Genomic DNA, 23,099 nt, shown 5'->3' on the forward strand with positions numbered 1-23,099 from the left:
TTTGGTACCAAATGATCCAACCCAGCCAGCAACGGTGACCTATACTGCGGATAGCGGTCAGAAGGTCATGGTTGAGTTCGTTGGGCCAGATAACCAGCAGCTTCACGATCCTCAAGAAATCGACGGGGTCACTGGGGCCGAAATCGACTACAGCAAGGACATTAAGGGCGCGGTGATCAACAAAGTTATTGCTGGTTATGTGCTGACCGATGATGAGTCGACCAAGCCTGAAAACCTGACGTATGATGCAGATGAATCAAAGGCCCAAGTGGTCACCCTGACTTACAGCACGAATGGCAGTTACACGATCACGCCTGCGGGCAGTGACAACCCTGGAGAGGCACAGACTTATACGACGGATCCAGGAGATCCAACCGTGGCGATTGGTACAGTGCCAGCCGTCGAGGGCTATACCCCGACTGCGCAAGGTGCGACGCTTAAGTTCAACCCTGATCAGAATAACTATACGTTGATTCCAACTAAGAAGAACCAGCCTGTTAATGTCACTTACACTGCCTTACCACAAACAGTGCAAGTCCAATTCATTGACGCGTCAGGTGCCGAAATCACCGGCCACCCAGCGCAAACATTAATCGGTGTCAGTGATGGAACAATTGACTATTCGCCACTGACCAAAACGATTGCGGGTTATACCTTGGTTACTGATGGCTCACAAACGACAACGCATTTTGATCGTGATACGCAGGCTGAACAGGTGGTGCAATTGCGCTATTTCCAAAACACTATCACGATTAACCCAACAGCGCCAAAAGATGAGGTACCGACCAGTGGCGTCACAGGACCGAAAGCACCAACGGATCCGATTGACCCTAACAATCCAACTGGCCCGACCTATCCAAAGGGCGTTGACGACAACGCACTATTTAAAACGGCACTAGAAGCTGTGTACTTTAAGGACGGTGAAAATAACACAGACATTGCCGATGCCAAGATGGCGTCAATCAAGTTTACGCGCACCGCTGCGATCAATCTGAGCACTGGTGACGTCACGTATAGTGCATGGCAGCCAGTGATCGGCTCAGCAGTCTTTGCCGCTGCCGCAGTGCCAACCATAGCTGGGAAGACACCTGATCAAACCGTGGTCGCGGCCGTTGAAGACGCAGACGCCTCGGATGTGTTGCTGACAGTCTATTACTATCCGGATCACATCACGGTGCTCCCGAAGGAACCCGTCGGCGGAGATCCGACTGGCCAAACGACAGGACCCAAGAATCCAACCGATGTCATTGACCCGAGCGACCCAAGTAGCCCACATTATCCAGCTGGCTTGAGTGAGGATGCATTAAACCAATATGCATACGAGACAGTTCACTATGTGGATGCTTCAGGGCACCAGGTTGCGCCTGATGCGGTGGCCAAGCTGCTCTTTACAAGGACGGCCACGGTTGATTACACGACTAAAGACGAGCAGGGTGAAGAAGAGCCAACCGTCACTTACGGTGCATGGACGCCTGCTGAGGCGGGTGCGACCTTCACCGATGCCCAGAGTCCTGCTGTCTCCGGCCAAACGCCTGAGCAGGCCGCAGTGGCACCGATGACCGTAGCTGGTCCATTCTCACTGAATTTGACGGTGCAATACTACCCGACCAAACAAACGATAGATTTGACCAACACGAAGACGCCGATGGATACACTTGATCCGCAAAATCCGGAGAGCCCGCATTATCCTGCAGGGTTAACCCCGGAAGATTTACAGTCGACTTCGACACGTGTCATTCACTTCGTTGATGAAAACGGTCGGCCTGTGGCGCAAGATGTGGTGGAGACCATTCACTACACCCGCACCGCCATCGTCGACTTCACCGATCCAAATCATCCGGTCGTCACCTACACGCCATGGCAAGCGACAGGCGCCAATACTTATGAGGCAGTTGCGACTCCCGGCATGCATGGTCTGTTGCCAGATACACAAGGCGTTGGCGCGATGAGTTTTGCTGGTAAAGCCGCTAATCAAACGGTTACGGTCGTTTACCACGCGCAACCGACCAACCGTTCAACGCGGCATCAGTTGCCATCGACTGGCGGGACCAATGCGCAACAGCAGACATTACCTCAGACAGGTGAGAACCAATCTGGAGAAGTGGCGGCAATTGGTGCAGTCTTGATGACATTGTTATTCGGAATTGGCGGTTACCGGAAGCGGCGCCACCAGTAGTTGATGAAGTGCCTGCACACCTGCTGTGCAGGCACTTTTGTAATTAGTGAGAAAAATATGAATTTACGCTTGCAAACTCATGGCAACGCGACTATTATCATAAGCAATCAAACAATTCGTCCAAACCGTTGAGGTGGAGATCAAGACGATTGTGCACGCACAGAGAGCGACCGTTGCTGAGAGTGTCGTCGAACGCAAATCGTTAAATGGACCACCGAGGGACCAACCAAAAGCGTTTGCAAGTCAGTTGGTACGTGAGGCATACGTCAGTTGTCGGAGGGGTGTTAGCCCCTTGCTAAGTGGGATGTTGTTGTTTTTGGCATCCAATTAAGGTGGCACCGCGGAAAATCCGTCCTTAACCAATCTGGTTTTGGGCGGATTTTTGTGTACATGGGAGGTAGCACGATGGCATTACATCCAGGCAAACGATGGTGAAGCCGTGATTGGCCGTCACTTGAGACAAGCAAAGGAGAACGAAGATGCAAGAAGTTGATAATCGATTCGGTGAATTTGGTGGTCAATTCGTTCCAGAGGCGTTAATGCCAGAATTGATCCGGTTAAACAATGTGTTTCAAGAAGCAAAAACGGATCCCGCATTTCAGGCTGAGTTTCACCGGTTACTCAACGAGTATGCTGGCCGGCCATCGTTGCTGTATTTTGCCGAGAACATGACAAAGGACATCGGCGGGGCACAGATTTATCTTAAGCGTGAGGATTTGAACCACACTGGCGCCCACAAAATCAACAACGTCATCGGTCAGGCACTGTTGGCGCGGCGACTGGGTAAGACCCGGCTGATTGCCGAGACTGGTGCCGGTCAACATGGTGTCGCCACGGCGACGATTGCGGCGTATTTCGGCATGAAGTGCGCTGTATATATGGGGAAGGAAGACACGGAGCGGCAAAAGTTAAACGTGTTTCGGATGCAGCTACTTGGCGCGGAGGTGATTCCGGTCACCGATGGCCAAGGCCTGCTGAAGGATGCCGTGAATGCCGCACTGGCGGATTGGGCGGTCAATGCGCAGGATACGTTTTACCTGATTGGCTCCGCCGTTGGGCCGGCGCCGTATCCGGCTATGGTGCACGATTTTCAAAGCGTGATTTCCACAGAGTCGCGGGAGCAAATGCTGGCGGCCACGGGTAAGCTGCCGGATGCCATCGTGGCCTGCTGTGGTGGTGGTTCGAACGCCATTGGCAGTTTTGCCGCGTACCTCAACGACCCAACGGTTAAGTTGTATGGGGCCGAAGCCGCTGGTGAGGGGCTGAACACGATGCATCACGCAGCGACTCTGAGCAAAGGTTCAACCGGGATTTTCCACGGCATGAAGTCCAAGTTTCTCCAGGACCAAGACGGACAAATTGCGAAGGTTTACTCGATTTCCGCCGGTCTCGACTATCCTGGCATCGGGCCCGAGCACGCTGCACTGCAAGCCAGTGGCCGCGCCACCTACGTCGGCATCACTGATGAAGAAGCGGTGAGTGCCTTCGAATATATTGCCAAGCAAGAAGGCATCATCGCAGCCATTGAAAGTTCACACGCCATCGCCTATACGCGAAAGCTTGCCAAACAGATGCGGCCGGATCAAACCATCATCTGCACGGTATCAGGTCGTGGGGATAAGGATGTCGCATCAATCGCAAAGTACCGGGGGGTAGATATCGATGACTAACTTCAGCGCAATCTTCAAGCATCAAACTGGTGTCATACCGTTCATCATTGCGGGCGATCCGGATGCCGACACCACGGTGGCCAGCGTCGTTGCGGAGGCAGAGGCCGGTGCAGCCATTGTCGAACTCGGCGTGCCGTTTTCCGATCCGGTTGCCGATGGTCCGGTGGTCAAGGCAGGCAATCAGCGTGCCTTTGCCGGTGGAATCACCGTCGCCAAGGTGTTCGACATTATCGCGCGTATCCGCCTGCAGACACAAGTGCCGCTGGTGCTGGTGACCTACACCAACGTGCCGTTTGTTTATGGTTATGCCGCCTTTGCGAAAAAAGCCGCGAGCTTCGGCGTCGCCGGGGTGGTAGTCCCGGATTTGCCGCATGAGGAAGCCGCAGACTTTCGCGCGGCCTTAGCCGATGAGGGCATCGACTTGATCACTATCGTCGGGCCCGCCGACCCAGAACGCATCAAAGCCGTCGTCGCTCCTGCCACGGGTTTTCTTACCGTGTTCCCAGCCCCGCCGGAACCTGTTTTGAGTCAAGAAATTGCGGCCATTCGCGCTGCCAGTGACTTGCCGATCGTCGTCAACGCCGAGGTCACGCAGCCGCAAGCGGTGGAGGCAATCGCTAAAGTGGCGGACGGTGTGCAACTGAACGCCGCCTTCGTGCAGTTGATCGCCGATCACGCCGATGCCAAGACCGTGGCGGATTACACCAAGCGGCTAGTGTCAGCGGTAACGACAATCAAATAGGAAAAACTAGAGCTTGGCTGCGGCCAAGCTTTTTTCATATTACGAAAAGATTAGTGTTCGTTGACAGGCGACGATGGCCGAGAAGCCTGTGGTAAACTAATCGGGAAGGAGGTGGTGTGGCATGGCCCGACACGCACGTGATCATCATGCGGATATTTTCATTCCTGCAGTGATTTTAATGGTCATTGCGGCCTTTACTGTGGGCGATATTGTTCGGCCCGCCGCCACTTCTGGGTTAAGCGAGACAGCGATGGTGGCCCGCCACACCGCCACGACGCAAGCGGTCGCTGGAATCGCGGCCACCGGTGCGCGCGCCCAAACCGCGCAGACATTGGCAGCAACGGCCGCCAAGCTAAAGGCGACACCGGTGCCGACGGTTGATTGGCACGCGCCATCCGAAACCAAGGCTTACCCAAGCATCACAGCGCATCCAAAGCTGCGCATTGAGGTGAGCATCGCGGCGCAACGCGTGTATCTCTACGACGGCAGTCGGCTATTGTATACGATGTTTGCCTCGACCGGGACGGATAACTCGACGCCTAAGGGACACTACAAAATTGAAGCAGAGCGCGGGGATTATTTTTACAACCCCAACGAACGCCTCGGCGCGCATTATTACACGAGTTTTCATCAGCATGGCACGTATCTGTTCCACACCGTGCCCACCGACGCTAAGGGGCACTACATTGCCAGCGAAGCGGCCAAGCTTGGCAAGGCGCCTGGCTCACACGGCTGCGTGCGCTTGACGATTCCCGATGCCAAATGGCTGATGGGACACGTCAAAACCGGCACGGCAGTCCATATTTATTGATGGGCCGCGCCTAATCCGCAAGTTTTCCCCGTGGTTGATTTACAAACGCCACGGGGTTTAGTATCATATACCAGGTATGTAAACTATCAAACCGGAGGTACAGCATGGCTGCAAAATGGGAAAAAACCGACACCAACGAAGGTGCCTTAACCTTTGACATCGCACCAGATAAAATTAAGGAAGGCTTGGACAAAGCGTTCGATCGCGTCAAGAAGAATCTGAACGTACCAGGCTTTCGGAAGGGGCACGTTTCGCGGACGGTCTTTAACCGCATGTACGGCGAGGCGGCCTTGTATGAAGACGCTTTGAACATCGTGTTACCTGACGCGTACGAAGCAGCGGTCAAGGAAGCGGGCATCGAGCCTGTTGACCAGCCGCATGTCGAGGTGAAGAGCATGGAGCCCAACGAAGCGTGGACCATCGAAGCCAAGGTCACGGTCAAGCCAGAAGTTAAGCTGGGCGACTACAAGGACTTGACGGTCAAGAAGCAAGACCGCACCGTCTCTGACGACGATGTTGCAGCCGAACTGGAAAAGAAGCGTGAAGGTCAAGCCGAATTGGTCTTGAAAGAAGACGGCGCCGCTGAAAAGGGTGACACCGTCGTCATCGATTACGTCGGCACGGTTGACGGCAAGGAATTCGATGGCGGCTCCGCCAAGAACTACTCGTTGGAGCTGGGTTCTAACTCCTTTATCCCTGGTTTTGAAGACCAACTGATTGGCCACAAGGCTGACGAAGACGTGACGGTCAAGGTAACCTTCCCAGAAGATTACCAAGCCAAAGACCTCGCCGGCAAGGAAGCCGAATTTGCGACGACTATTCACGAAGTCAAGAGCAAGGAATTGCCTGAACTCGATGACGATTTTGCCAAGGACCTTGACGAAGACGTCGATACCCTTGACGAATTGAAGGCCAAGTTGCGCAAGGACCTCGAAGAAAAGAAGAACCAAGAAGCCGACGACGCCCTTGAAGAAGAGGCTGTTGGCAAGGCCGTTGACAACGCGACGATTGACGCGATTCCGCAAGCGATGATCGATACCGAAGTCGACAACCAACTCAACCAGTACCTAGGCAACATGCAGCAACAAGGTATCTCGCCGCAGATGTACTATCAGTTGACCGGCACTAGCGAAGATGACTTAAAGAAGCAATTCGCTAAGGATGCGGAAAACCGCGTCAAGACCAACCTCGTGTTGGAGGCCGTCGTGGCTGCTGAAAATATTCAGCCGACCGACGAAGAAGTGGACGCCGAGATCAACGACTTGGCTGGCCAGTACAACATGGAGGCCAGTGCGGTGCGCAAGGCGCTGACCGAAGACATGTTGAAGCATGACATCGGCGTTAAAGCCGCGGTCAAGGTCATCACCGATTCTGCAAAAGAAGCATAAAGATATGGAGAAGCGTTGCGGCGCTTCTTTTTTTTCGCCGCGGAGGCGTGGTGGACCACCAGTTTCACAGGTGATAGTTCTGCGGATGCCACTTGACAGGAGTCGTATACTAAATCCAAGAGTAGAGCTTGCCCGGCCAATCAGGCTATGTTAGAGTTAAGCCCGTTTGCAGGCCGCTAGCGGTCTGGTATGATGGAAGTACGAAGAAAGGGTTGAATGAAATGTTTGACAACGTGGAAACGTCTGGTCCAGTGACTTGCTCGTTTTGCGGGAAGTCGCAAGATCAGGTGAAGAAGATCGTTGCAGGCCCTGGTGTCTATATTTGTAACGAATGTATTGACCTGTGCAAGCAGATTATTGATGAAGAATTCAAGGATGACGCGCTCAACGCCGCCTTGGAAGTGCCAAAACCAGTTGAAATTCTGAAGATTTTGAACGACTACGTGATTGGCCAAGACGACGCCAAGCGGGCCTTGGCGGTGGCGGTGTACAACCACTACAAGCGTGTGAACCAAATGGCCGTCGCCGATCCGGGTGACACGGAGCTACAGAAATCCAACATCGCGTTGATTGGGCCGACTGGTTCCGGGAAAACGTTCCTGGCCCAAAGCCTCGCGCGGATTTTGAACGTGCCGTTTGCCATCGCCGATGCCACGACGTTGACCGAAGCCGGATACGTCGGCGAGGACGTCGAGAATATTCTCTTGAAGTTGCTGCAAAACGCCGATTATGACGTTGAGCGTGCCGAAAAGGGCATCATTTACATCGACGAAATCGACAAGATCGCCAAGAAGTCCGAAAACGTGTCGATTACCCGAGACGTTTCTGGTGAAGGCGTTCAGCAGGCGTTACTGAAGATCTTGGAAGGCACAATTGCCAACGTCCCACCTCAAGGCGGGCGCAAGCATCCGCAGCAGGAATTTATCCAAATCGACACGACGAACATCTTGTTCATCGTCGGTGGGGCCTTTGATGGCATCGAAACCATCGTCAAGAACCGAATGGGCGAAAAAACCATCGGCTTCGGCGCCACGGCCACGGAGGCCGGTTACGACGAGACCAAGTCGGTCATGCAACAAATCGTGCCGGAAGACCTGATGAAGTTTGGAATCATTCCCGAGTTCATCGGCCGGATTCCGATTATTGCCGCCTTGGAGAAACTGACTGAGGAAGACTTGGTCCGCATTCTCACCGAACCGAAGAATGCGTTGGTGAAACAGTACCAGAAGCTCTTGAGCTTGGATCACACCCAGCTTGAATTTACGAAACCGGCGCTGCACGCGATTGCCCATAAAGCAATCGTCCGCGACACCGGGGCCCGGGGCTTGCGGTCCATTATCGAAGCCGTCATGCAAGACATGATGTTTGATTTGCCGAGCCGCCCGGACGTCGTCAAGGCCGTCGTGACCAAGGCGGCCGTTGAAGGTACCGGCAAGCCGGAACTCATTCTCGAAGATGGCCAAGAAGCGTCATAACCTGGCGAAGGTCTTGCCCGCATGCGGGCGAGGCCTTTTTGCGTGTGGTTGCCGCCATGACATTCCGCGGTGCGCTTGGTATAATTGAGAACAGGAATTAGAAAGTGGGCGGACTATGGATAAAGCAGCGATGCTGGACCGGCAACAACACATTCGAAACTTTTCGATTGTGGCACATATTGATCACGGCAAGTCGACCCTGGCCGATCGGATCTTGGAAGCCACGGATACGATTGCCAAGCGTGACATGCAGGCGCAAGTCCTCGACGACATGGCACTGGAACGTGAGCGTGGCATTACCATCAAGCTCAATGCGGTGGAGCTTCATTATCAGGCCAAAAACGGCGAAACCTACATCTTTCATTTGATCGACACGCCAGGACACGTCGATTTTTCCTACGAGGTATCGCGGTCGTTGGCAGCGTGTGAAGGTGCGTTGCTACTGGTCGATGCGGCCCAAGGTGTCGAGGCCCAAACCTTGGCCAACGTCTATTTGGCGTTGGACGATGATTTGGAAATCGTGCCGATCATCAACAAGGTGGACCTGCCGAGCGCCCAGCCTGATGTCGTCAAGGAAGAAATCGAGGAGATGATTGGCCTCGATGCCTCCAATGCGATTCTCGCCAGCGCCAAAACCGGCCTCGGCGTGCCCGAGATTCTCGAACGCATCGTCAGCGACGTGCCGGCGCCCACCGGTGACCTGGACGCGCCGCTGAAGGCGTTGATTTTCGATTCGGTGTACGATTCATACCGCGGCGTCGTCTTAGCCGTGCGCATCGTCGACGGCCAGGTGCGTGTTGGCGACACGATTGAACTGATGAGTAACGGCAAGCGCTTTGAGGTCACCGAGGTCGGCGTCATGTCGCCCAAGGCCGTCAAGCGCGATTTTCTGATGGTCGGCGACGTGGGCTACCTCACCGCCAGCATCAAGACGATTCAAGACACGCATGTCGGCGACACCGTGACGCTAGCCGACAGGCCGACCGCCACCGCGCTGGATGGCTTCCGCAAGATCACGCCAATGGTGTATTCCGGTTTGTTTCCGGTCGACAACGCTAAGTTCAATGACTTGCGTGAGGCGTTGGAGAAATTACAGCTCAACGATGCGGCATTGGAGTTCGTGCCAGAAACGTCGACGGCGCTGGGGTTTGGTTTTCGCTGCGGGTTCTTGGGCTTGCTGCACATGGACGTGGTGCAAGAGCGGCTAGAGCGCGAGTTCAATCTCGACTTAATCATGACCGCGCCGAGTGTCGATTATCAGGTGGTACGCACCGATGGCGAGGTCGTCACCGTCGATAATCCCGCCGAGTTGCCCGAGCCAAGTGAAATCAAGGAAATTCGTGAGCCTTACGTAAAGGCGAGCATCATGGTGCCGAACGATTACGTCGGTCCGGTGATGGAAATCGCCCAGCGCAAGCGCGGCGAGTTTGTCACGATGGAGTATCTCGATAAGTACCGCGTCAACGTGATTTACAACCTGCCGCTAGCCGAAATCATTTACGACTTCTTCGATGACTTGAAGAGCTCGACGAAGGGGTACGCCAGTCTGGACTACGACATCACCGGCTACCGCGCTAGTGACCTGGTCAAGATGGATATTCTGCTCAACGGCGATCCCGTCGATGCCTTGAGTACTATCGTGCATCAGGACTTCGCCTATGACCGCGGGCGCGCCATCGTCGCTCAGCTCAAGCAAACCATTCCGCGGCAGCAATTCGAGATTCCGATTCAAGCCGCCATCGGGACGAAAATCATCGCCCGCAGCACCGTGAAGGCCTACCGCAAAAACGTGCTGGCCAAGTGTTATGGCGGGGATATCACCCGCAAGCGCAAGTTGCTGGAGAAGCAAAAAGCCGGGAAGAAGCGCATGAAGGCCGTTGGTAGCGTCGAAGTGCCGCAAGAAGCGTTCATGAGTATTCTGAAGATGAACGATGAGGACACGAAAGGTAAATAGTTAGACGAAATCGAGTCGCGCAGGCGGCTCGATTTTTTTTTGTGAATTGGGGCACTCTAGTCAATATCGTCGACCTTTTCTACGTTTCGTCATCGCTATAATGACGCTAAGTGTCGGTTCAACAAAAAAGGAGGGGATTCGATGCAAGCGCCAAGAGCAAAACGACCATTAATGACAGCGCTATCTAGTGCAGCGTTAGGGAATGGCTTCGCTGGGTACGGGGTCAGTTCCATTTTAATTTTGTACCTGTACGAATCGGTGGCCAAAGGTGGGCTCGGCGTCGACAAGATTTTGTCCGCGCAGATTTTGTCGGTATATAGCTCGCTGGGCTTTATTGCGGGCATCATCGGCAGCAACGTCGCCGATCGGTTGATTGGCACCCGGCTGGCCTATCGGTTGGGGATGATCACCAAGGGGCTCGCCATCGCGTTACTGGCGATTCCCCACGGCGGCATGCCAATTGTCGTCATCAGTATCATTGCGCAACTATTCGCCGCCGGCATCATGGGGCAAAGCTTGAATGCTTTAACCGGTGCGCTTTACGCCGACGAGCCGACCAAGCGCGATTCCGCGTTTGCGCTGTTGTACATCATGAATAATATTGGCGCGGCGGCGCCAATCATTACCGGGACCATTGCGTTGCAATTCGGCTACAACATCGGCTTTTTGTTGTCTGCGGTTGTTTTGTTGGTCACCATCCTCCCGTATCTCCTGTTGAGTCAAAAAGCGTTTGGCGGAGTAGGGTTGACGCCGGCTGACCCGATTCCCGCTGCCCGGCGCAAGCAGGTCTTACGGATTGGTGCCGGCACTCTGATCGGCGTTGGCTTGCTACTCGGTGGCTTGTTTGCCATTGGTGTCTTAAACGCCACCCGGTTAAGCAACGTCATCGGCACCGTCAGCATCTTCTTGCCGTTTTTGTATCTCATCTACATGGCGCACAGTCCCAAGACGACGGCCACCGATGTCCGCAAGCTCAAAGTCTTTATCACGTTCCTGGTGGCCAACAGCGTCTGCATGATGGTGTGGAATCAGTCGACGGGTATCTTATCGCTGTATGCCGCCGATCAGGTAAATTTGAATCTATTCGGCCTGACGCTGACGCCGGCGTCGTTTCAAACCGTGCCGGCAATCTTGGCCATCGTCTACGGGGCCATCACCAGCTTGCTGTGGGCCAAGCTCGGCACGCGCCAGCCGAATTCAACGTTAAAATTTGGGCTCGGGACGATGCTGTGGGGCGCTGGGCCGTTGTTCATGATGATTCCGTTAAGCCTGTTCCCAAGCACAGTGAAGGTGTCGCCGTTGTGGTTGATTGGTTTTTACGCCTTAATCATTTTAGGCGAGGCGCTGACCAGCCCGATTGGCTATTCGGTCACGACGACGATTGCGCCGCTCGCCTTCGCCACCCAGCTGGTGACGGTATACTCACTTTCGCAATCCGTCGGGGCCGGCTTGTCGACATTGGCGGCAAATTTTTATACGGCCGGGCATGAAGTGCGGTATTTCTTGATTATCGGCGGGATTACCGTGATTTATGGGCTCGTAATGGTGGTGTTGAATCGGCGTATTGAACACGCAATTCAACCTTCGGAGGCAAAAGCATGACGGCATTGACAAGTGGGGCGTTAGGCCAGCAAATTATCGATCAGGTGAAGCGACTACGCTATCTGGATTCGTTGGAGCAAGTGGTGTACTGCGACCGCTGGCACGAAATGCCGCCGGCGTCGTTTGACTACCATAATCAACTCGACGGGTATTTGGCCCAGTTACGGCACGAGGCGGTGACCGCTCCAGCTGTTGCCACATTGCTAGCAGCGGCGAAAAAAGCAGACTTGGCCCGCACCGGCACCGTGTATGAGCAAGGCGCCTACCGATTACTGCAGCACGAACAAGACGAGGCCAATCGCGTGCCAGCGGCGCTGCAAACGGCGTCGGCAAATATGGACGCCACCGGCCAACGCTTGTGGCAGGAAGTCCATGAGGCTGGAGACTTAACCCGCTGGCTGCCGTTTGTGCAAGAGCAATTCGATGTGAAAACGCAGTGGGCGCAAGCTGCCGAACCGGGGGTGCCGGTATACGAAGCGCTGGTGCACCGGTTTGATCCGGAGTATTCATTGGCGGAGCTCGACGCGTTATTCGCCCAACTCAAGCCTGCCGTGCACCAGTTGATTGCCGAAAATCATGGTATGGCCCCGGCAGCGGCCGATGAGATTCTAACCGTGGATGCCACCCCGGCGCAGGTGCAAATCTTGTGCGACAAGGCGCAGGCGATGATGCAAATGGACCCGGCCAAAACGGTCAACTACCGGCAGGAACATCCCGTGTCGGTGTCGGTGGGGCCAGACGATGCGCGGCCGTCGACGACGCTGGCGCATGGTGCGTTATTTGCCGTAGATTGTTTGATGCACGAAAGCGGGCACAGCCGGTACAACTATGGCGCCAACGACTTGGTCAAACAGGCTGGCTTGTGGGGTGGCATCGATGGGGCCTTGCACGAATCGCAGTCGCTGTTTTATCAACGCGTCGTCGGCTTGTCGAAAGAATGGTGGCAGGCGTTTTATCCTGAAGTGCAAGCGGTGCTACCAAAGTATCGCCAGATTGCGTTTAGCGATTTCTATGCAGCAAAATTGGCGCTGCACATCGGGCCCAACCGGCTAGACGCGGACGAATTGTCTTACGTCATGCACATTGCCGTCCGTTACGAAACTGAGCGCGCGTATTTTTCCGGGCAGGCCAGTGTGGCAGAGTTGCCGGGCATTTGGAATGCCAAGTATCACGACCACCTCGGGGTGACGCCGGCCAGCCCGGCAGAAGGCATCATGGCCGATGTGCATTGGGGGTCCGGGCACATCGGCTACTTCCAAAGTTACGTGTTGGGGATTGCGTATGCGGCGCAATTCTACCACGCGTTAAAGCGCGACGACCCCGAGGCGTTTCCGGCGTTGGCCGGCGGCGACATGACCCGCATCAACGCTTGGTTGCGCGAGCATGTGCATCAATTTGGCCAGCTCTTTCCGCCGCGCGAATTGTTGCGCCGCGCTACCGGCGAGGATTTAAATCCGCAATACTTGATTGATTATCTCAAAGAGCGGCATGGTTAAAAAAATCGGTTCGGCAGTTGCCGAACCGATTTTTATTGCGCAATGGGAAAAACTAACCGAAATTCTTCGACCACCACTAAGGCGGTGGCGGGGTCAAACGTGAGCCCGACGGCCTGAAATTCGCGGGTGAAAAAGGCGGTATGCACTTGCCGCCAATAGTCGAGGCTACGATCGCCTTCGCCTTCCTTGGCAGCAATCTCCGGTGTGATGGCGGTGAAGGGGTGAATCGTCACCGCCTCGGTGTAAGTCAGCGCCACGGGTTGTTCGTGCCCGTCGAGGACGATGTTCAAGCCGCGGGGCTGCGGCAGCGGTTCTTGATCTTTGGCATACAACGCAAACGCGCTGGTGGTCGCCGTTTTCTGGCCCGCCAGCACCAAGGCGGCTAAAGCATCGGCCATGGCCGGGGTATCACCAAAGGCGTCGGCGCTATCATAGGTGAGGCTCGGGTCCAAGGCGAGTGCTGCTTGCGCCTGAGCAAAGAATGTCTCGATGGGGTCCATGATTTCTCCTGATTCGACAAAAAAATCGGTGTTGCCACCGATTTTCAGCTTAGTAGGTTTTTTGATCAACGGCGGATAAGGTTTCCGTCGGCATCGCCAGGTCCATATCTTCAGCTAAGGTTTCCTTGGCTGCTTCGCGGGTGCCAATCTTATCCATGTCCCAGATAATGTTGGTAATCTTACCGCCGGAAAAATCGAAGGGCTCGGTGTAGATGTAGCCTTCTTCGCCTTTCTTCTCCCGCGCCTTGGTGAGCGCATTGCTCAGTTCGCGAGAAAAATCGCGGTCCGCCAGTTCAGGAATTTCCTTTTCTGTGATGAAGCCAGTGGTGTTTAGGGCCTCATCGGCCTTTTCTAGGGTAGCGGCGTCTGCTGCCATGATGAATCGTCTCCATTCTGCTCAGTCGCTGATTGGAGTAGGGCTGAAAATTTTCACAACTTAATTATACCACCGCCGCGGTAAAGTGGCGGGAAAAACCGGTGGGGACTTAGTCGCGATCGGCGTAGCCTTGTGGATGGGTCTTGTGCCACTGCCAAGCCGTGGCGATAATCGCATCGATGTCGTCGTATTGCGGCTGCCAGCCCAAAATCTCTCGGGCCTTCGTTGAGTCGGCAATCAACGTGCTCGGGTCGCCAGCGCGGCGCGGACCAATCTCGGCGGGGATGGGCTCGCCAGTGACGTGGCGGGCGGCGTCGAGGATTTCCAAATTAGAAAAGCCGGTGGCACTGCCGAGGTTGAAGGCGGTGCTTGGCTTGCCGGCGCGCAAGTAATTCAGTGCAAGCAGGTGCGCCGCAGCCAGGTCGACCACATGCACATAATCGCGGACGTTGGTACCGTCTTTGGTCGGGTAGTCGTTACCGTAAATTTGCAATCCGGTGCGGGTGCCGGCAGCCACTTGTAGAATAATCGGGATCAGGTGCGTTTCCGGCCCGTGGTCCTCGCCGATGCTGCCATCAGCCTTGGCACCGGCGACGTTGAAGTAGCGCAAGGCGACGAAATGAATGCCGTACGCCTCATCGCACCAGCGCATAATTTTTTCCATTGCCAGCTTGCTTTCGCCGTAAGGGTTCGTCGGCACCTGAGGGTCAGTTTCCTTAATCGGAATGTGCACGGGTTCGCCGTATGTGGCGGCGGTGGAGGAGAAGACGATTTTATTGATCCCAAATTCGTGCATCACCTCCAGCAGCTGAATGACGCCGCCGGTATTGTTGTCAAAATACTTCAACGGATCCTTCATCGATTCCGGCACGATGGAAAACGCCGCGAAGTGAATCACGCCTTCGATGGTTTCCTTAGCAAAAACCGTGCGCAAAAAGGTCTGGTCACGCACGTCACCTTCATAAAAGCGAGCCGCGGGGTTCACCGCCGCGCGGTGGCCAGTGACGAGATTGTCGATGACCACGACGTCCTCGCCGGCCTGCACGAGGGTGTCCACCATGTGTGAGCCGATATAACCGGCGCCACCTAAAACTGCGATTGCCATATGTTTGTCACTCCTTTAATTGCGGTTTGCAATTGACTAACCGCATTATACCATGCCCCTTTAGTCAAATTGTGGCAGGTTGGCGGTAAACTTTGCGCATGACTGCCCGTATCTAAGCGGCGTCGGCTTTGCTATAATTGACAGGTTAGAAAGAGGGATTAATGTGACGGCAGCAAAATATGAATGGCAAACGCAAACCGCTCCGGCGGCAGCTGAAATCAGTGAGGTGGCGCAGGCGCTGCAAGTGCCCGCGTTTTTGGCGCGGCTTTTGGCCCAGCGCGGGATTACTAGCCAGGCCGATTACGACGCGTTCACGACCCCAGACGTCGCGCGCCTACATGATCCCTTCGCCTTGCACGACATGACCAAAGCCGTCGCGCGCATTCAGCAAGCTGTGGCGAATCAGGAAAAAATCACGATTTATGGCGACTATGACGTCGACGGCTTGACCAGCACCAGCATTATGCTGGAGACGCTGCAAAGCATCGGCGCTGAACCCGAAGTCTTCATTCCGGATCGCTTCACGGACGGGTATGGCCCGAATGCCGCAGTGTACCATTATTTACAAAAAAGCGGCACGCAGCTGGTGATCACAGTTGACAACGGCGTTTCTGGCAAGGCGGTCATCGATGAGGCGATGGCCGCGGGGATGGATGTTGTCATCACGGACCACCACGAACTGCCCGCCGAATTACCGAATGCCGTGGCGGTGGTGCACCCGCGCCACCCGGCTGGTGATTATCCCTTCGGTGACCTTTCTGGGGCCGGCGTGGCCTTCAAGGTGGCCACGGCGTTGCTGGGCAGCGTGCCCATGGAAAGTATCGACCTCGCCGCGCTGGGCGCAATTGCCGACCAGGTCAGCCTCACCGATGAAAACCGCATTTTCGTGCAACTGGGCCTGCAGTTGATTCGCCAGCAGCCACGGCCGGGGTTGGCGGCGCTGATCAAAGCCGCCGGCATCGATGCCAACACGCTGGATGAAACTAGTGTGGGCTTCGGGCTGGCGCCGCGACTAAACGCACTGGGCCGCCTCGGTGATGCCACGCCAGGGGTCACCTTGTTGACGACGTTTGATGACGACGAGGCGACGACCTTGGCCACGCAGATCAACGACTTAAACGCCAAGCGCCAGCAACTCGTTGCCGCGATCACCACCACGGCCATGGCGATGGCGGAAACGCCGGAGAACCAGGCACGCAAAACCCTCGTGTTGGCGCATCCGGATTGGCACGAAGGGGTCTTGGGCATTGTGGCCAGCCGCATCGTCGACGCCACCGGTAAACCGACTGTCGTGTTGAACATCAGCAAGGACGGCCAATCGGCGAAGGGTTCCGGCCGTTCGGTGGCCGCGTATCATTTGTTCAACGCAATCAACGCCGTGCGCGATCAACTCACCGCGTTTGGGGGCCATCACATGGCGGTTGGCCTGACGGTGCCCACCGCGTCGTTAGATCAACTCGCTGCGGCGATGGAAGCGGCGGCCGGGCCCCTGGCCGCCGTCGGGAAGCCAGCGTTGACAATTGCCGCAGCGGTGAGTGCCAGCGACTTGACCTTGGCGAATTATCATCTGCTACGTCAGTTAGCCCCGTTTGGCCAAGGCAATCCGGAGCCGGTCTTTAGTTTCTTGCCGGCCCAAATCGCCGACGTCAAGGCGCTCGGGAAAACCGGTGCCCACCTGCGCTTCCAGGCGGATGGCTTGCCGGTGATTGCCTTTGGCTACGGCGCGCAAGCCGGCGCGTTAACGGCAGCCAGCCAGGCGAAGTTGGCCGTGACGCTGGATCAAAATACGTGGCGCGGTAATTCGACCTTGCAGCTGCAGTTGAAAGATTGGCAGCTGCAGCAACCCGAACTGCGCGATATGCGGCTGCCGCAACCGAGTGCCGAGCAGTTTCGCGCCGCCCAAACCTATGTCTTTTTCTCCGCCAGGCGCCAGGCGCAGCTGACGCGGCGCTTTACCTTCGGCGGCCCAAGCATATTGGCGAAAGACCTGCCGGCAGCCACCGACAACGCCGTGTTGGTCGACTTACCGCGCAGTGAGGCGGAGCTGACCGCGACGATGGCCAAACTAACACCACCGGTTGGATTGATTTTTTGGGCGGAGCCCGCGGAGTTGGTGGCCCAACCCACGCGCTTGGAATGTGGGCGGGTGTTGCACTATTTGCAGCAACATCCTGGCTTTGACAAGCACCACCTGGCGGCTTTGGCCCAGGCGACGCATGTCTCGACGTTACAGGCAATCTTTATCGTGCAGGTGTTTTTTGAATTGGGCTTTGTTACAATAGAGGGTGCGCAAATTACGGCAACCGCCGCGCCGCAAAAGCGACCGTTGACTGCCGCAACGGCGTGGCAGGAACGAGAGGCGTTTCTTGCCTTGGCCACGCACCTGCAGCGGGACAGCCGCGCCGAGCTAACGGCCCGGTTGTTGCCGCAAACTAAATCGTGAGGCAAATCATGGCAATCAATTTTAAAGACTACATCGCAAGCGTGCCCGACTTTCCGGAGCCCGGCATCATTTTCCGCGACATTTCGCCGCTGATGGCAGACGGCGCCGCGTACGCTGCTGCTACCGACGAAATCGTCGCTTACGCCAAGGACAAAGGCGTCGAAATGATCGTGGGTCCCGAGGCCCGCGGCTTTATCGTCGGCTGTCCGGTCGCCTACAAGCTCGGTGTCGGGTTTGCCCCGGCGCGGAAAAAGGGCAAGTTACCGCGCCCAACCGTGAGCGCCAACTACGACCTCGAATATGGCCAGGCCACGTTGTATCTCCACAAGGACGCGATTCGGCCGGGTCAGCGGGTCTTGGTGTGCGACGATTTGTTGGCCACCGGTGGCACGATTGCGGCGACAATCGAACTCGTCGAGCAACTCGGCGGCATCGTGGTCGGCACGGCCTTTTTAGTCGAGCTGACGGATCTACACGGTCGCGACAAGATTAAGGACCACGACGTCTTCACCTTGACGGCTTACGAAGGCGCCTAGGAGGCAAGCATGGCAAAACATCAGGAGGACAAGACGCTCGTCGAGAAGATGTTGGACAAGCAAAACGTCGCCTACGTGCCATACACGTTTCCCACCGTTGAAGCTGGCGACGTGGCTCAGCTACAAGTTGATCACCTCGCCATTCCCGAGCACCGTATCTATAAGACGCTTGTGCTCACCGGCAATAAAACCGGCCCGCTGGTGGGGGTCGTGCCGCTTGACACGCACGTCGACTATAAGAAGTTGGGCCACGTGTCGGGTAACAAAAAAGTCGGCATGGTGCCGCTGAAAGACTTGGTGGCCACGACGGGCTATGAGCACGGTGCCAACACGCCAATTGGCATTCACGCGCGCCACAAGTATCCGATTTATCTCAGTGACGCAGCGTTAGCTGAAAGTGAAATCATCGTGTCGGCAGGGAAAATCGGTCGCTCGGTGGGAATTGACCCGCGGGCGTTGGCGAAGGTGGTGCGCGCCGAGTTTGCTGACATCACGAGCCCGGCGGCGGAATAAGGAGGGATTGGCATGTTCGATCGCGACAGTAACCGGTTTGCGACCTTTGGCATCATTTCTCAGTTGCCAGGGGAAATCATCGACAGCATTTGGCTGATTATCGATCAGAATCTGCAAGGGGTCATGCCGTTGACCAACCTCCTGCGCTTCGAGTTGTTAAACCGAGACGGCAAGTTGACGGTGCGCTTTGACGCCGAAGACGGCAAGACCCAGCTGGCCGTCGATTTACCCTTTGCGTATGACCCGGCATACCCCAACGAAATCATGGCCTACGACGACGGTGATAATCAAACCATTTTATTACCAACGGAAGGGCACCAAGGGTAAAAAATATCCGCCAGAAATTTCTGGCGGATTTTTTTGTGGCTCACATCGCCTGTGGTTGGTGCAGTTGATCAAAGGCGTGGTCAATCCGAGTGCGCGCTGCGGCTTCTTGCACGCAGCCGACGTCGAAGAGTTGATGATTAACGCCAGTGGGTTCGATGCCCATCAAGGTCACCGACACGGCGTGACTCATGTCCTGCAGGCCACCGACCAGCTCGGCGTGGAAATTGCAGAAGCCAGCCGGTGGCGTGACCGCCTCGACTTCGCCGATAAACTTGGTGAAGCGTAGCACGTTTTTGCTAAAGTAGTCCCGGAGGCGTTCGAGACTCTCGCTGGCGTAACAGTTGCCTTTTTCAATGTTCTTGGCCGTATGCACGTACTCCTTGAATACGGTTTCATAAACGAGTAGACGTTCCAATTGCGCGTTGGCGTATGCGATATAATCGTCAGCTTGCATCTTCATTCCCCCATTTGTGTAGCGATTCACGACTAACTTACTGCATAAGCGTAACACCGGATATACTTATTATCAATATAATTCTTAGCGAATAATTAAAAAGCTGTCGTTATTAAATCTGGCAGCGGTGCGCCGCGGGGGACGTGGCGTAATATCTGTTGTCAAGTCAGGGGACTTGATGGCGTTTATTAGGCCAACTGGGAGTGCTCCTACATCGCTGGGACCAGAAAGAACAAGAGCCACAGCAAGAACCCAACAATGGATAAGAAGAGGGCAAGCGCAGCCCAAATCAGATAACGATTGTGGCGAGTTTCGCCCAGCATAATCAATATGCTGGCGATCAGCGTGATAATGAGCAAGTATTTAGCCATGATACTTTCCTCCAGTGGCCGTGGTTTAACTCAGAATATCATAGCCAAGAGGCGGCTCCTGCTGGGCGCAAGCTCCTTGCGGAAAATTTAACTTCTAGGTGGGCCGCTAGACCAGTATCGCAAATAAAAAAGCCGCAACCTGAAAGGGTTGCGGCACGCTGGAAACGCCAGTTTAGATAAGGAGAGTACAGCCATAAGGTATGTTGAAACACCGGCGATTTTGGCATTTTAGTGCACTCATTTTGCACATATATCGTTTAATGCGCTTATAGCGTGCATAGATTGTGCCTTTTCGAAGTCACTAAGTAGGTGCTGGTATACCCGTAAAGTGATCGTGACATCGGAGTGTCCAAGCCTTCTGGAAATGTATGCGATGTCCACACCTTTTGACAGCAGATAGCTGACATGGGTGTGGCGGAGTCCGTGGAATGTGATTGGCGATGAGATGCCCAGTTCAGTTTCAATTTTACTTAGGTCACGGTTGAGGGCCGAGTCTCCCGGAACTTGATGTTTGTTGTTGCGAAAGACTAAGTTGAGATTATCACGGTAACCCGTCTTCATATTTGCAGCAGTCTGTTCGGCACGCAGCCGTTTGAGAAGATTGATCAGCATCTGAGGCACGTCGATTGTCCGGACACCAGCCGGAGTCTTGGTTGGCTTAAATCCGGTAGCATAGACGTAGTCCCACGATTTATCAATACGGATTGTATTCTCGTCGAAATTTATGTCGGGCCATTGCAAGGCGATTACTTCAGATGCGCGGCATCCCGTCAGAATGGCCGTGACAATGATGTAATTGTATATCATGGACAATGACGCATGTTCAGTGCAAAAAGCGAGCAGGCGCTCAAAATCGGCTGTTTCGAGATACTTGACCTGAGTCGTGCTCGGCGCATAGCCAGGATTCACCCAGCCCTTGGTGAAGTTGGTGAAGATGATTTGCTCAGCCATTGCATCATCTGCCATTGCTCTTATATACCCGTTCAGCTTAGAGACGGTTTCCCGAGCTCGAGGTTTTGGGTGTATTTTGTTTTTGGGAGTCACCTTTCCCGCAGCATAGTCGTTGATGAACATTTGGTACTTCATCCGAGTAATGTCTACCAGCTTGGTATCACCGAACCACTCTTCAAGTGCGGCACGAAATGTGGAATATCGCGATTCAGTAATCTCTGAATTCTTGCCTTCTTTGTACGCAGCGATCCACCGATCATAAAAGTCGATCAGGGTGACGTTGGCTTTATCGAGCTTTGCGCCATGAGCTTTACTTTGTTCCAATTCAAGGGCGGCCGCCTCTGCGGCAGCTTTTCTCGGAAACCCGCTTTTGCTAGGCTGATGCCGCCTGCCATGCTCGTCAAGGTAACTTACTCGATACCCCCAGGTTTTGCCACTTTTAAAGATTTGTGCCATGATTTTACCTCCGTATTTTGCTATACTGGAGTACGCAAAGAGCGCGCCTCAGTGTGCGTTTCTGTAGATGCGCCGACCCAGTCTGCCAGGACTGTGTGGGTCGGCGCTTTTTTAAGGTATAATGATGAAGGAAATTAAACTAAATTGAAATAAGGTGATAGAATGTCATTCGTTCACGATTTAATTCACTTAACTCAGGGAGAGCTACTCATAAAATATTGGTACGTGTGGCTTGTACTAATCGTCAGTGTCGTTATTGGGGACAGGTGGCTTCATCGTAAAAGCTAAAAAGCGACTACCTAATATAGGAGATGAAAAATATGAATTGCAATCATGAATTACGAACCACAGGCGAGCTAGCAGACTTTTTGCAGACTTTGCCGAGAAACACAAGAATCATTATCTCGGGATCCATTACGGATAAAACACCAACACTAAACGAGAATTTTATTTACGATCGAAGTCGGGAGCTGTTAACTTTTTGGGGTGATGTTTTAACGCTTGATTGATTTCTTTATGATGGTGTCAAGTGGAGGCGTTTGCTGTATTAATTGTTCGAACGTAACCTTTAACTGACTGTCAAGAACTACCTCAAAATCTGGCTGACCGTTTGCATCTTCAAATTTATGATCCCAGTTGATTGATCCAAGCAGTCCACGGACTTCGCTCAGGGGTGAAAGATAGTAACACAAATTTCCTATCTTCATTGGATAGGGATGTGGCATTGCTTCAATTTCTTTCTGAGCCGAGACATGTTCTGAACGTTTACTCAAATCATAATTGCTACGGGTCATTTGGTAGTATTGAATAACGCTACCTCCATTTTCCATCCACCCATAAAGACAGATCACGCCGACCTTCCAAACAGTCATTAGCGCCTGCATTGAACGCCCCTCATCGGGTATCACGCTACCATGCATCACTTTATTACGTACGGAAACCAGCCGGTTGAACTCTTCAGTAATTGTCTCGAAGCGTTTTGGAAAGCGTTCCGCTGCAACTGTGTAAAAATTTCCCTGACACCGTTCTGAGGACAATAGCGCCCCGAACTTTAGTGCTTTGTCGACCGCGGTCATATCACGATTTGAATACATCCAGATATTAGCTTGGCTAGCAATCCTAAAAATGTTTTCTAATGCAGAGTATGCGCTTAAAAATGATTCAAAATAGTTATGAGAAATATGAGCTTGCATGGCATGTTCATATAATGGTGCGAATAATGGCGTGCTCGTAAAAATATCGACATGATGCCAACGTTGGCAGGTGGCGCTTAGGTAACTTTTTTCCGTTACTGAAGCCTTAAGTTGAGAGACATAGCCTTCGTTTTGACAGTCGTAGCACGGATATGCGTGGTACATTTCCATATATAGCACCTCCTGTCCCTCATTGCGGGGGGCTTTTTGTTTTCCCAACGGCTGTGTGTTACTTGTCTGCGTGGTGCCAGTGGAATACGAACAGCAACGAGGACACCACTAGCATGATGGCGCCGTTGAATAGTTGCTGGTAGAGGTAGATCCCGGGCTGCGCGGACTTGTCAAACCAGATAAGCTCGGATATTCCAGACACAACGACGTACAGCGAAATCAAAGCGACTACGAGACAAACCAAACATGCTGCATACATATATAAGTTCTTGATCTTCATGCTGATTCTCCTTTCAGATTAACGCCCACGGCCCGAGTTGCACGGGCCTGATACTGTGGCGGGTTAGGCAAGCACTATCTCAAGGTATGGGGACAGACGTTTTTTTGCG

Annotated in this window: 21 protein-coding genes; 13 read left to right on the forward strand and 8 right to left on the reverse strand. The window is 54.2% G+C overall.

Features of this window, described 5'->3' with window-relative positions:
- From FD02_RS10590 to FD02_RS10630, 9 genes are all read left to right on the forward strand, one after another.
- The coding region (locus FD02_RS10590; protein WP_235806716.1) for a mucin-binding protein at window positions 1-2,176 on the forward strand (2,176 nt) is incomplete at its 5' end.
- Between the two features lie 479 nt (window positions 2,177-2,655).
- Window positions 2,656-3,846, forward strand: a complete 1,191-nt coding sequence (gene trpB, locus FD02_RS10595; RefSeq protein WP_054722301.1) for a tryptophan synthase subunit beta — start codon at window positions 2,656-2,658, stop codon at window positions 3,844-3,846.
- Complete coding sequence (gene trpA / locus FD02_RS10600) at window positions 3,839-4,588, forward strand: tryptophan synthase subunit alpha (protein ID WP_056952235.1); 750 nt, start codon at window positions 3,839-3,841, stop codon at window positions 4,586-4,588. The genes trpB and trpA overlap by 8 nt, the downstream gene beginning before the upstream one ends.
- 121 nt (window positions 4,589-4,709) lie before the next feature.
- Window positions 4,710-5,399 (forward strand): L,D-transpeptidase, encoded by a 690-nt coding sequence (locus FD02_RS11125; protein ID WP_082603405.1) that lies wholly within the window; start codon window positions 4,710-4,712, stop codon window positions 5,397-5,399.
- Window positions 5,400-5,503: 104 nt separating this feature from the next.
- Window positions 5,504-6,787: a trigger factor gene (tig, locus tag FD02_RS10610; RefSeq protein WP_056952240.1), complete on the forward strand. Its 1,284-nt coding sequence runs from the start codon at window positions 5,504-5,506 to the stop codon at window positions 6,785-6,787.
- 221 nt (window positions 6,788-7,008) lie between these two features.
- Window positions 7,009-8,262, forward strand: coding sequence for an ATP-dependent Clp protease ATP-binding subunit ClpX (gene clpX / locus FD02_RS10615; RefSeq protein ID WP_056952242.1), 1,254 nt, complete (start codon window positions 7,009-7,011; stop codon window positions 8,260-8,262).
- A gap of 115 nt (window positions 8,263-8,377) precedes the next feature.
- Window positions 8,378-10,216, forward strand: coding sequence for a translation elongation factor 4 (gene lepA, locus FD02_RS10620; protein ID WP_056952245.1), 1,839 nt, complete (start codon window positions 8,378-8,380; stop codon window positions 10,214-10,216).
- 141 nt (window positions 10,217-10,357) lie between these two features.
- Window positions 10,358-11,818 (forward strand): peptide MFS transporter, encoded by a 1,461-nt coding sequence (locus FD02_RS10625; protein ID WP_056952248.1) that lies wholly within the window; start codon window positions 10,358-10,360, stop codon window positions 11,816-11,818.
- Complete coding sequence (locus FD02_RS10630; RefSeq protein WP_056952251.1) at window positions 11,815-13,314, forward strand: gluzincin family metallopeptidase; 1,500 nt, start codon at window positions 11,815-11,817, stop codon at window positions 13,312-13,314. Before FD02_RS10625 ends, FD02_RS10630 begins: the two co-directional genes overlap by 4 nt.
- Before the next feature lie 32 nt (window positions 13,315-13,346).
- Here the strand turns inward: FD02_RS10630 and FD02_RS10635 are convergent, their stop codons facing one another.
- From FD02_RS10635 to galE, 3 genes are all read right to left on the reverse strand, one after another.
- Window positions 13,347-13,814 (reverse strand): ASCH domain-containing protein, encoded by a 468-nt coding sequence (locus FD02_RS10635; RefSeq protein WP_054722323.1) that lies wholly within the window; start codon window positions 13,812-13,814, stop codon window positions 13,347-13,349.
- Between the two features lie 49 nt (window positions 13,815-13,863).
- A complete protein-coding gene (locus FD02_RS10640; RefSeq protein ID WP_056952254.1) occupies window positions 13,864-14,190 on the reverse strand; it encodes a hypothetical protein in 327 nt (108 codons plus the stop codon).
- A gap of 109 nt (window positions 14,191-14,299) precedes the next feature.
- Entirely contained in the window at window positions 14,300-15,295 is a 996-nt protein-coding gene (gene galE / locus FD02_RS10645; protein WP_056952258.1) for a UDP-glucose 4-epimerase GalE, read from the reverse strand.
- A 163-nt stretch (window positions 15,296-15,458) separates the two neighbouring features.
- Here galE and recJ point away from each other — a divergent pair, with 163 nt between their 5' ends.
- The 4 genes from recJ to FD02_RS10665 are packed head-to-tail and all read left to right on the forward strand — an operon-like array spanning window position 15,459 to window position 19,114.
- Window positions 15,459-17,738, forward strand: coding sequence for a single-stranded-DNA-specific exonuclease RecJ (gene recJ, locus FD02_RS10650; protein WP_056952260.1), 2,280 nt, complete (start codon window positions 15,459-15,461; stop codon window positions 17,736-17,738).
- Window positions 17,739-17,746: 8 nt separating this feature from the next.
- The gene (locus tag FD02_RS10655) at window positions 17,747-18,274 is read left to right on the forward strand and encodes an adenine phosphoribosyltransferase (RefSeq protein ID WP_054722380.1); all 528 of its coding nucleotides are present in this window, start codon (window positions 17,747-17,749) and stop codon (window positions 18,272-18,274) included.
- 9 nt (window positions 18,275-18,283) lie between these two features.
- On the forward strand, window positions 18,284-18,787 hold the full coding sequence (locus FD02_RS10660; RefSeq protein ID WP_054722327.1) for an aminoacyl-tRNA deacylase: 504 nt from the start codon (window positions 18,284-18,286) through the stop codon (window positions 18,785-18,787).
- 12 nt (window positions 18,788-18,799) lie between these two features.
- Window positions 18,800-19,114 (forward strand): DUF960 domain-containing protein, encoded by a 315-nt coding sequence (locus FD02_RS10665; RefSeq protein ID WP_054722329.1) that lies wholly within the window; start codon window positions 18,800-18,802, stop codon window positions 19,112-19,114.
- A gap of 40 nt (window positions 19,115-19,154) precedes the next feature.
- On the opposite strand, the gene FD02_RS10670 is transcribed toward FD02_RS10665, so the two are convergent.
- The 5 genes from FD02_RS10670 to FD02_RS10685 form a co-directional block, all read right to left on the reverse strand.
- Window positions 19,155-19,574 (reverse strand): hypothetical protein, encoded by a 420-nt coding sequence (locus tag FD02_RS10670; protein ID WP_054722331.1) that lies wholly within the window; start codon window positions 19,572-19,574, stop codon window positions 19,155-19,157.
- A gap of 203 nt (window positions 19,575-19,777) precedes the next feature.
- Window positions 19,778-19,939, reverse strand: a complete 162-nt coding sequence (locus tag FD02_RS11225; RefSeq protein WP_156408297.1) for a hypothetical protein — start codon at window positions 19,937-19,939, stop codon at window positions 19,778-19,780.
- Window positions 19,940-20,176: 237 nt separating this feature from the next.
- On the reverse strand, window positions 20,177-21,346 hold the full coding sequence (locus FD02_RS10675; RefSeq protein WP_054722333.1) for a site-specific integrase: 1,170 nt from the start codon (window positions 21,344-21,346) through the stop codon (window positions 20,177-20,179).
- A gap of 494 nt (window positions 21,347-21,840) precedes the next feature.
- On the reverse strand, window positions 21,841-22,710 hold the full coding sequence (locus FD02_RS10680; RefSeq protein ID WP_056952264.1) for a hypothetical protein: 870 nt from the start codon (window positions 22,708-22,710) through the stop codon (window positions 21,841-21,843).
- A 58-nt stretch (window positions 22,711-22,768) separates the two neighbouring features.
- Entirely contained in the window at window positions 22,769-22,969 is a 201-nt protein-coding gene (locus FD02_RS10685; protein WP_235806717.1) for a hypothetical protein, read from the reverse strand.
- Window positions 22,970-23,099 lie beyond the last annotated feature (130 nt).

Origin of the sequence: Lacticaseibacillus nasuensis JCM 17158 (assembly GCF_001434705.1) — a bacterium.
GTDB lineage: Bacteria > Bacillota > Bacilli > Lactobacillales > Lactobacillaceae > Lacticaseibacillus > Lacticaseibacillus nasuensis.

Bases quoted from the DNA above. Each gene is read 5' to 3' on its own strand.
- lepA (WP_056952245.1), top strand. From the start codon at position 8,378: ATGGATAAAGCAGCGATGCTGGACCGGCAACAACACATTCGAAACTTT.
- FD02_RS11225 (WP_156408297.1), bottom strand. From the start codon at position 19,939: ATGGCTAAATACTTGCTCATTATCACGCTGATCGCCAGCATATTGATT.
- FD02_RS10680 (WP_056952264.1), bottom strand. From the start codon at position 22,710: ATGGAAATGTACCACGCATATCCGTGCTACGACTGTCAAAACGAAGGC.
- FD02_RS10660 (WP_054722327.1), top strand. From the start codon at position 18,284: ATGGCAAAACATCAGGAGGACAAGACGCTCGTCGAGAAGATGTTGGAC.
- FD02_RS11125 (WP_082603405.1), top strand. From the start codon at position 4,710: ATGGCCCGACACGCACGTGATCATCATGCGGATATTTTCATTCCTGCA.
- trpB (WP_054722301.1), top strand. From the start codon at position 2,656: ATGCAAGAAGTTGATAATCGATTCGGTGAATTTGGTGGTCAATTCGTT.
- FD02_RS10670 (WP_054722331.1), bottom strand. From the start codon at position 19,574: ATGAAGATGCAAGCTGACGATTATATCGCATACGCCAACGCGCAATTG.
- FD02_RS10675 (WP_054722333.1), bottom strand. From the start codon at position 21,346: ATGGCACAAATCTTTAAAAGTGGCAAAACCTGGGGGTATCGAGTAAGT.
- FD02_RS10640 (WP_056952254.1), bottom strand. From the start codon at position 14,190: ATGGCAGCAGACGCCGCTACCCTAGAAAAGGCCGATGAGGCCCTAAAC.
- FD02_RS10625 (WP_056952248.1), top strand. From the start codon at position 10,358: ATGCAAGCGCCAAGAGCAAAACGACCATTAATGACAGCGCTATCTAGT.
- tig (WP_056952240.1), top strand. From the start codon at position 5,504: ATGGCTGCAAAATGGGAAAAAACCGACACCAACGAAGGTGCCTTAACC.
- FD02_RS10630 (WP_056952251.1), top strand. From the start codon at position 11,815: ATGACGGCATTGACAAGTGGGGCGTTAGGCCAGCAAATTATCGATCAG.
- FD02_RS10655 (WP_054722380.1), top strand. From the start codon at position 17,747: ATGGCAATCAATTTTAAAGACTACATCGCAAGCGTGCCCGACTTTCCG.
- FD02_RS10665 (WP_054722329.1), top strand. From the start codon at position 18,800: ATGTTCGATCGCGACAGTAACCGGTTTGCGACCTTTGGCATCATTTCT.
- clpX (WP_056952242.1), top strand. From the start codon at position 7,009: ATGTTTGACAACGTGGAAACGTCTGGTCCAGTGACTTGCTCGTTTTGC.
- galE (WP_056952258.1), bottom strand. From the start codon at position 15,295: ATGGCAATCGCAGTTTTAGGTGGCGCCGGTTATATCGGCTCACACATG.
- trpA (WP_056952235.1), top strand. From the start codon at position 3,839: ATGACTAACTTCAGCGCAATCTTCAAGCATCAAACTGGTGTCATACCG.
- FD02_RS10635 (WP_054722323.1), bottom strand. From the start codon at position 13,814: ATGGACCCCATCGAGACATTCTTTGCTCAGGCGCAAGCAGCACTCGCC.
- FD02_RS10685 (WP_235806717.1), bottom strand. From the start codon at position 22,969: ATGTATGCAGCATGTTTGGTTTGTCTCGTAGTCGCTTTGATTTCGCTG.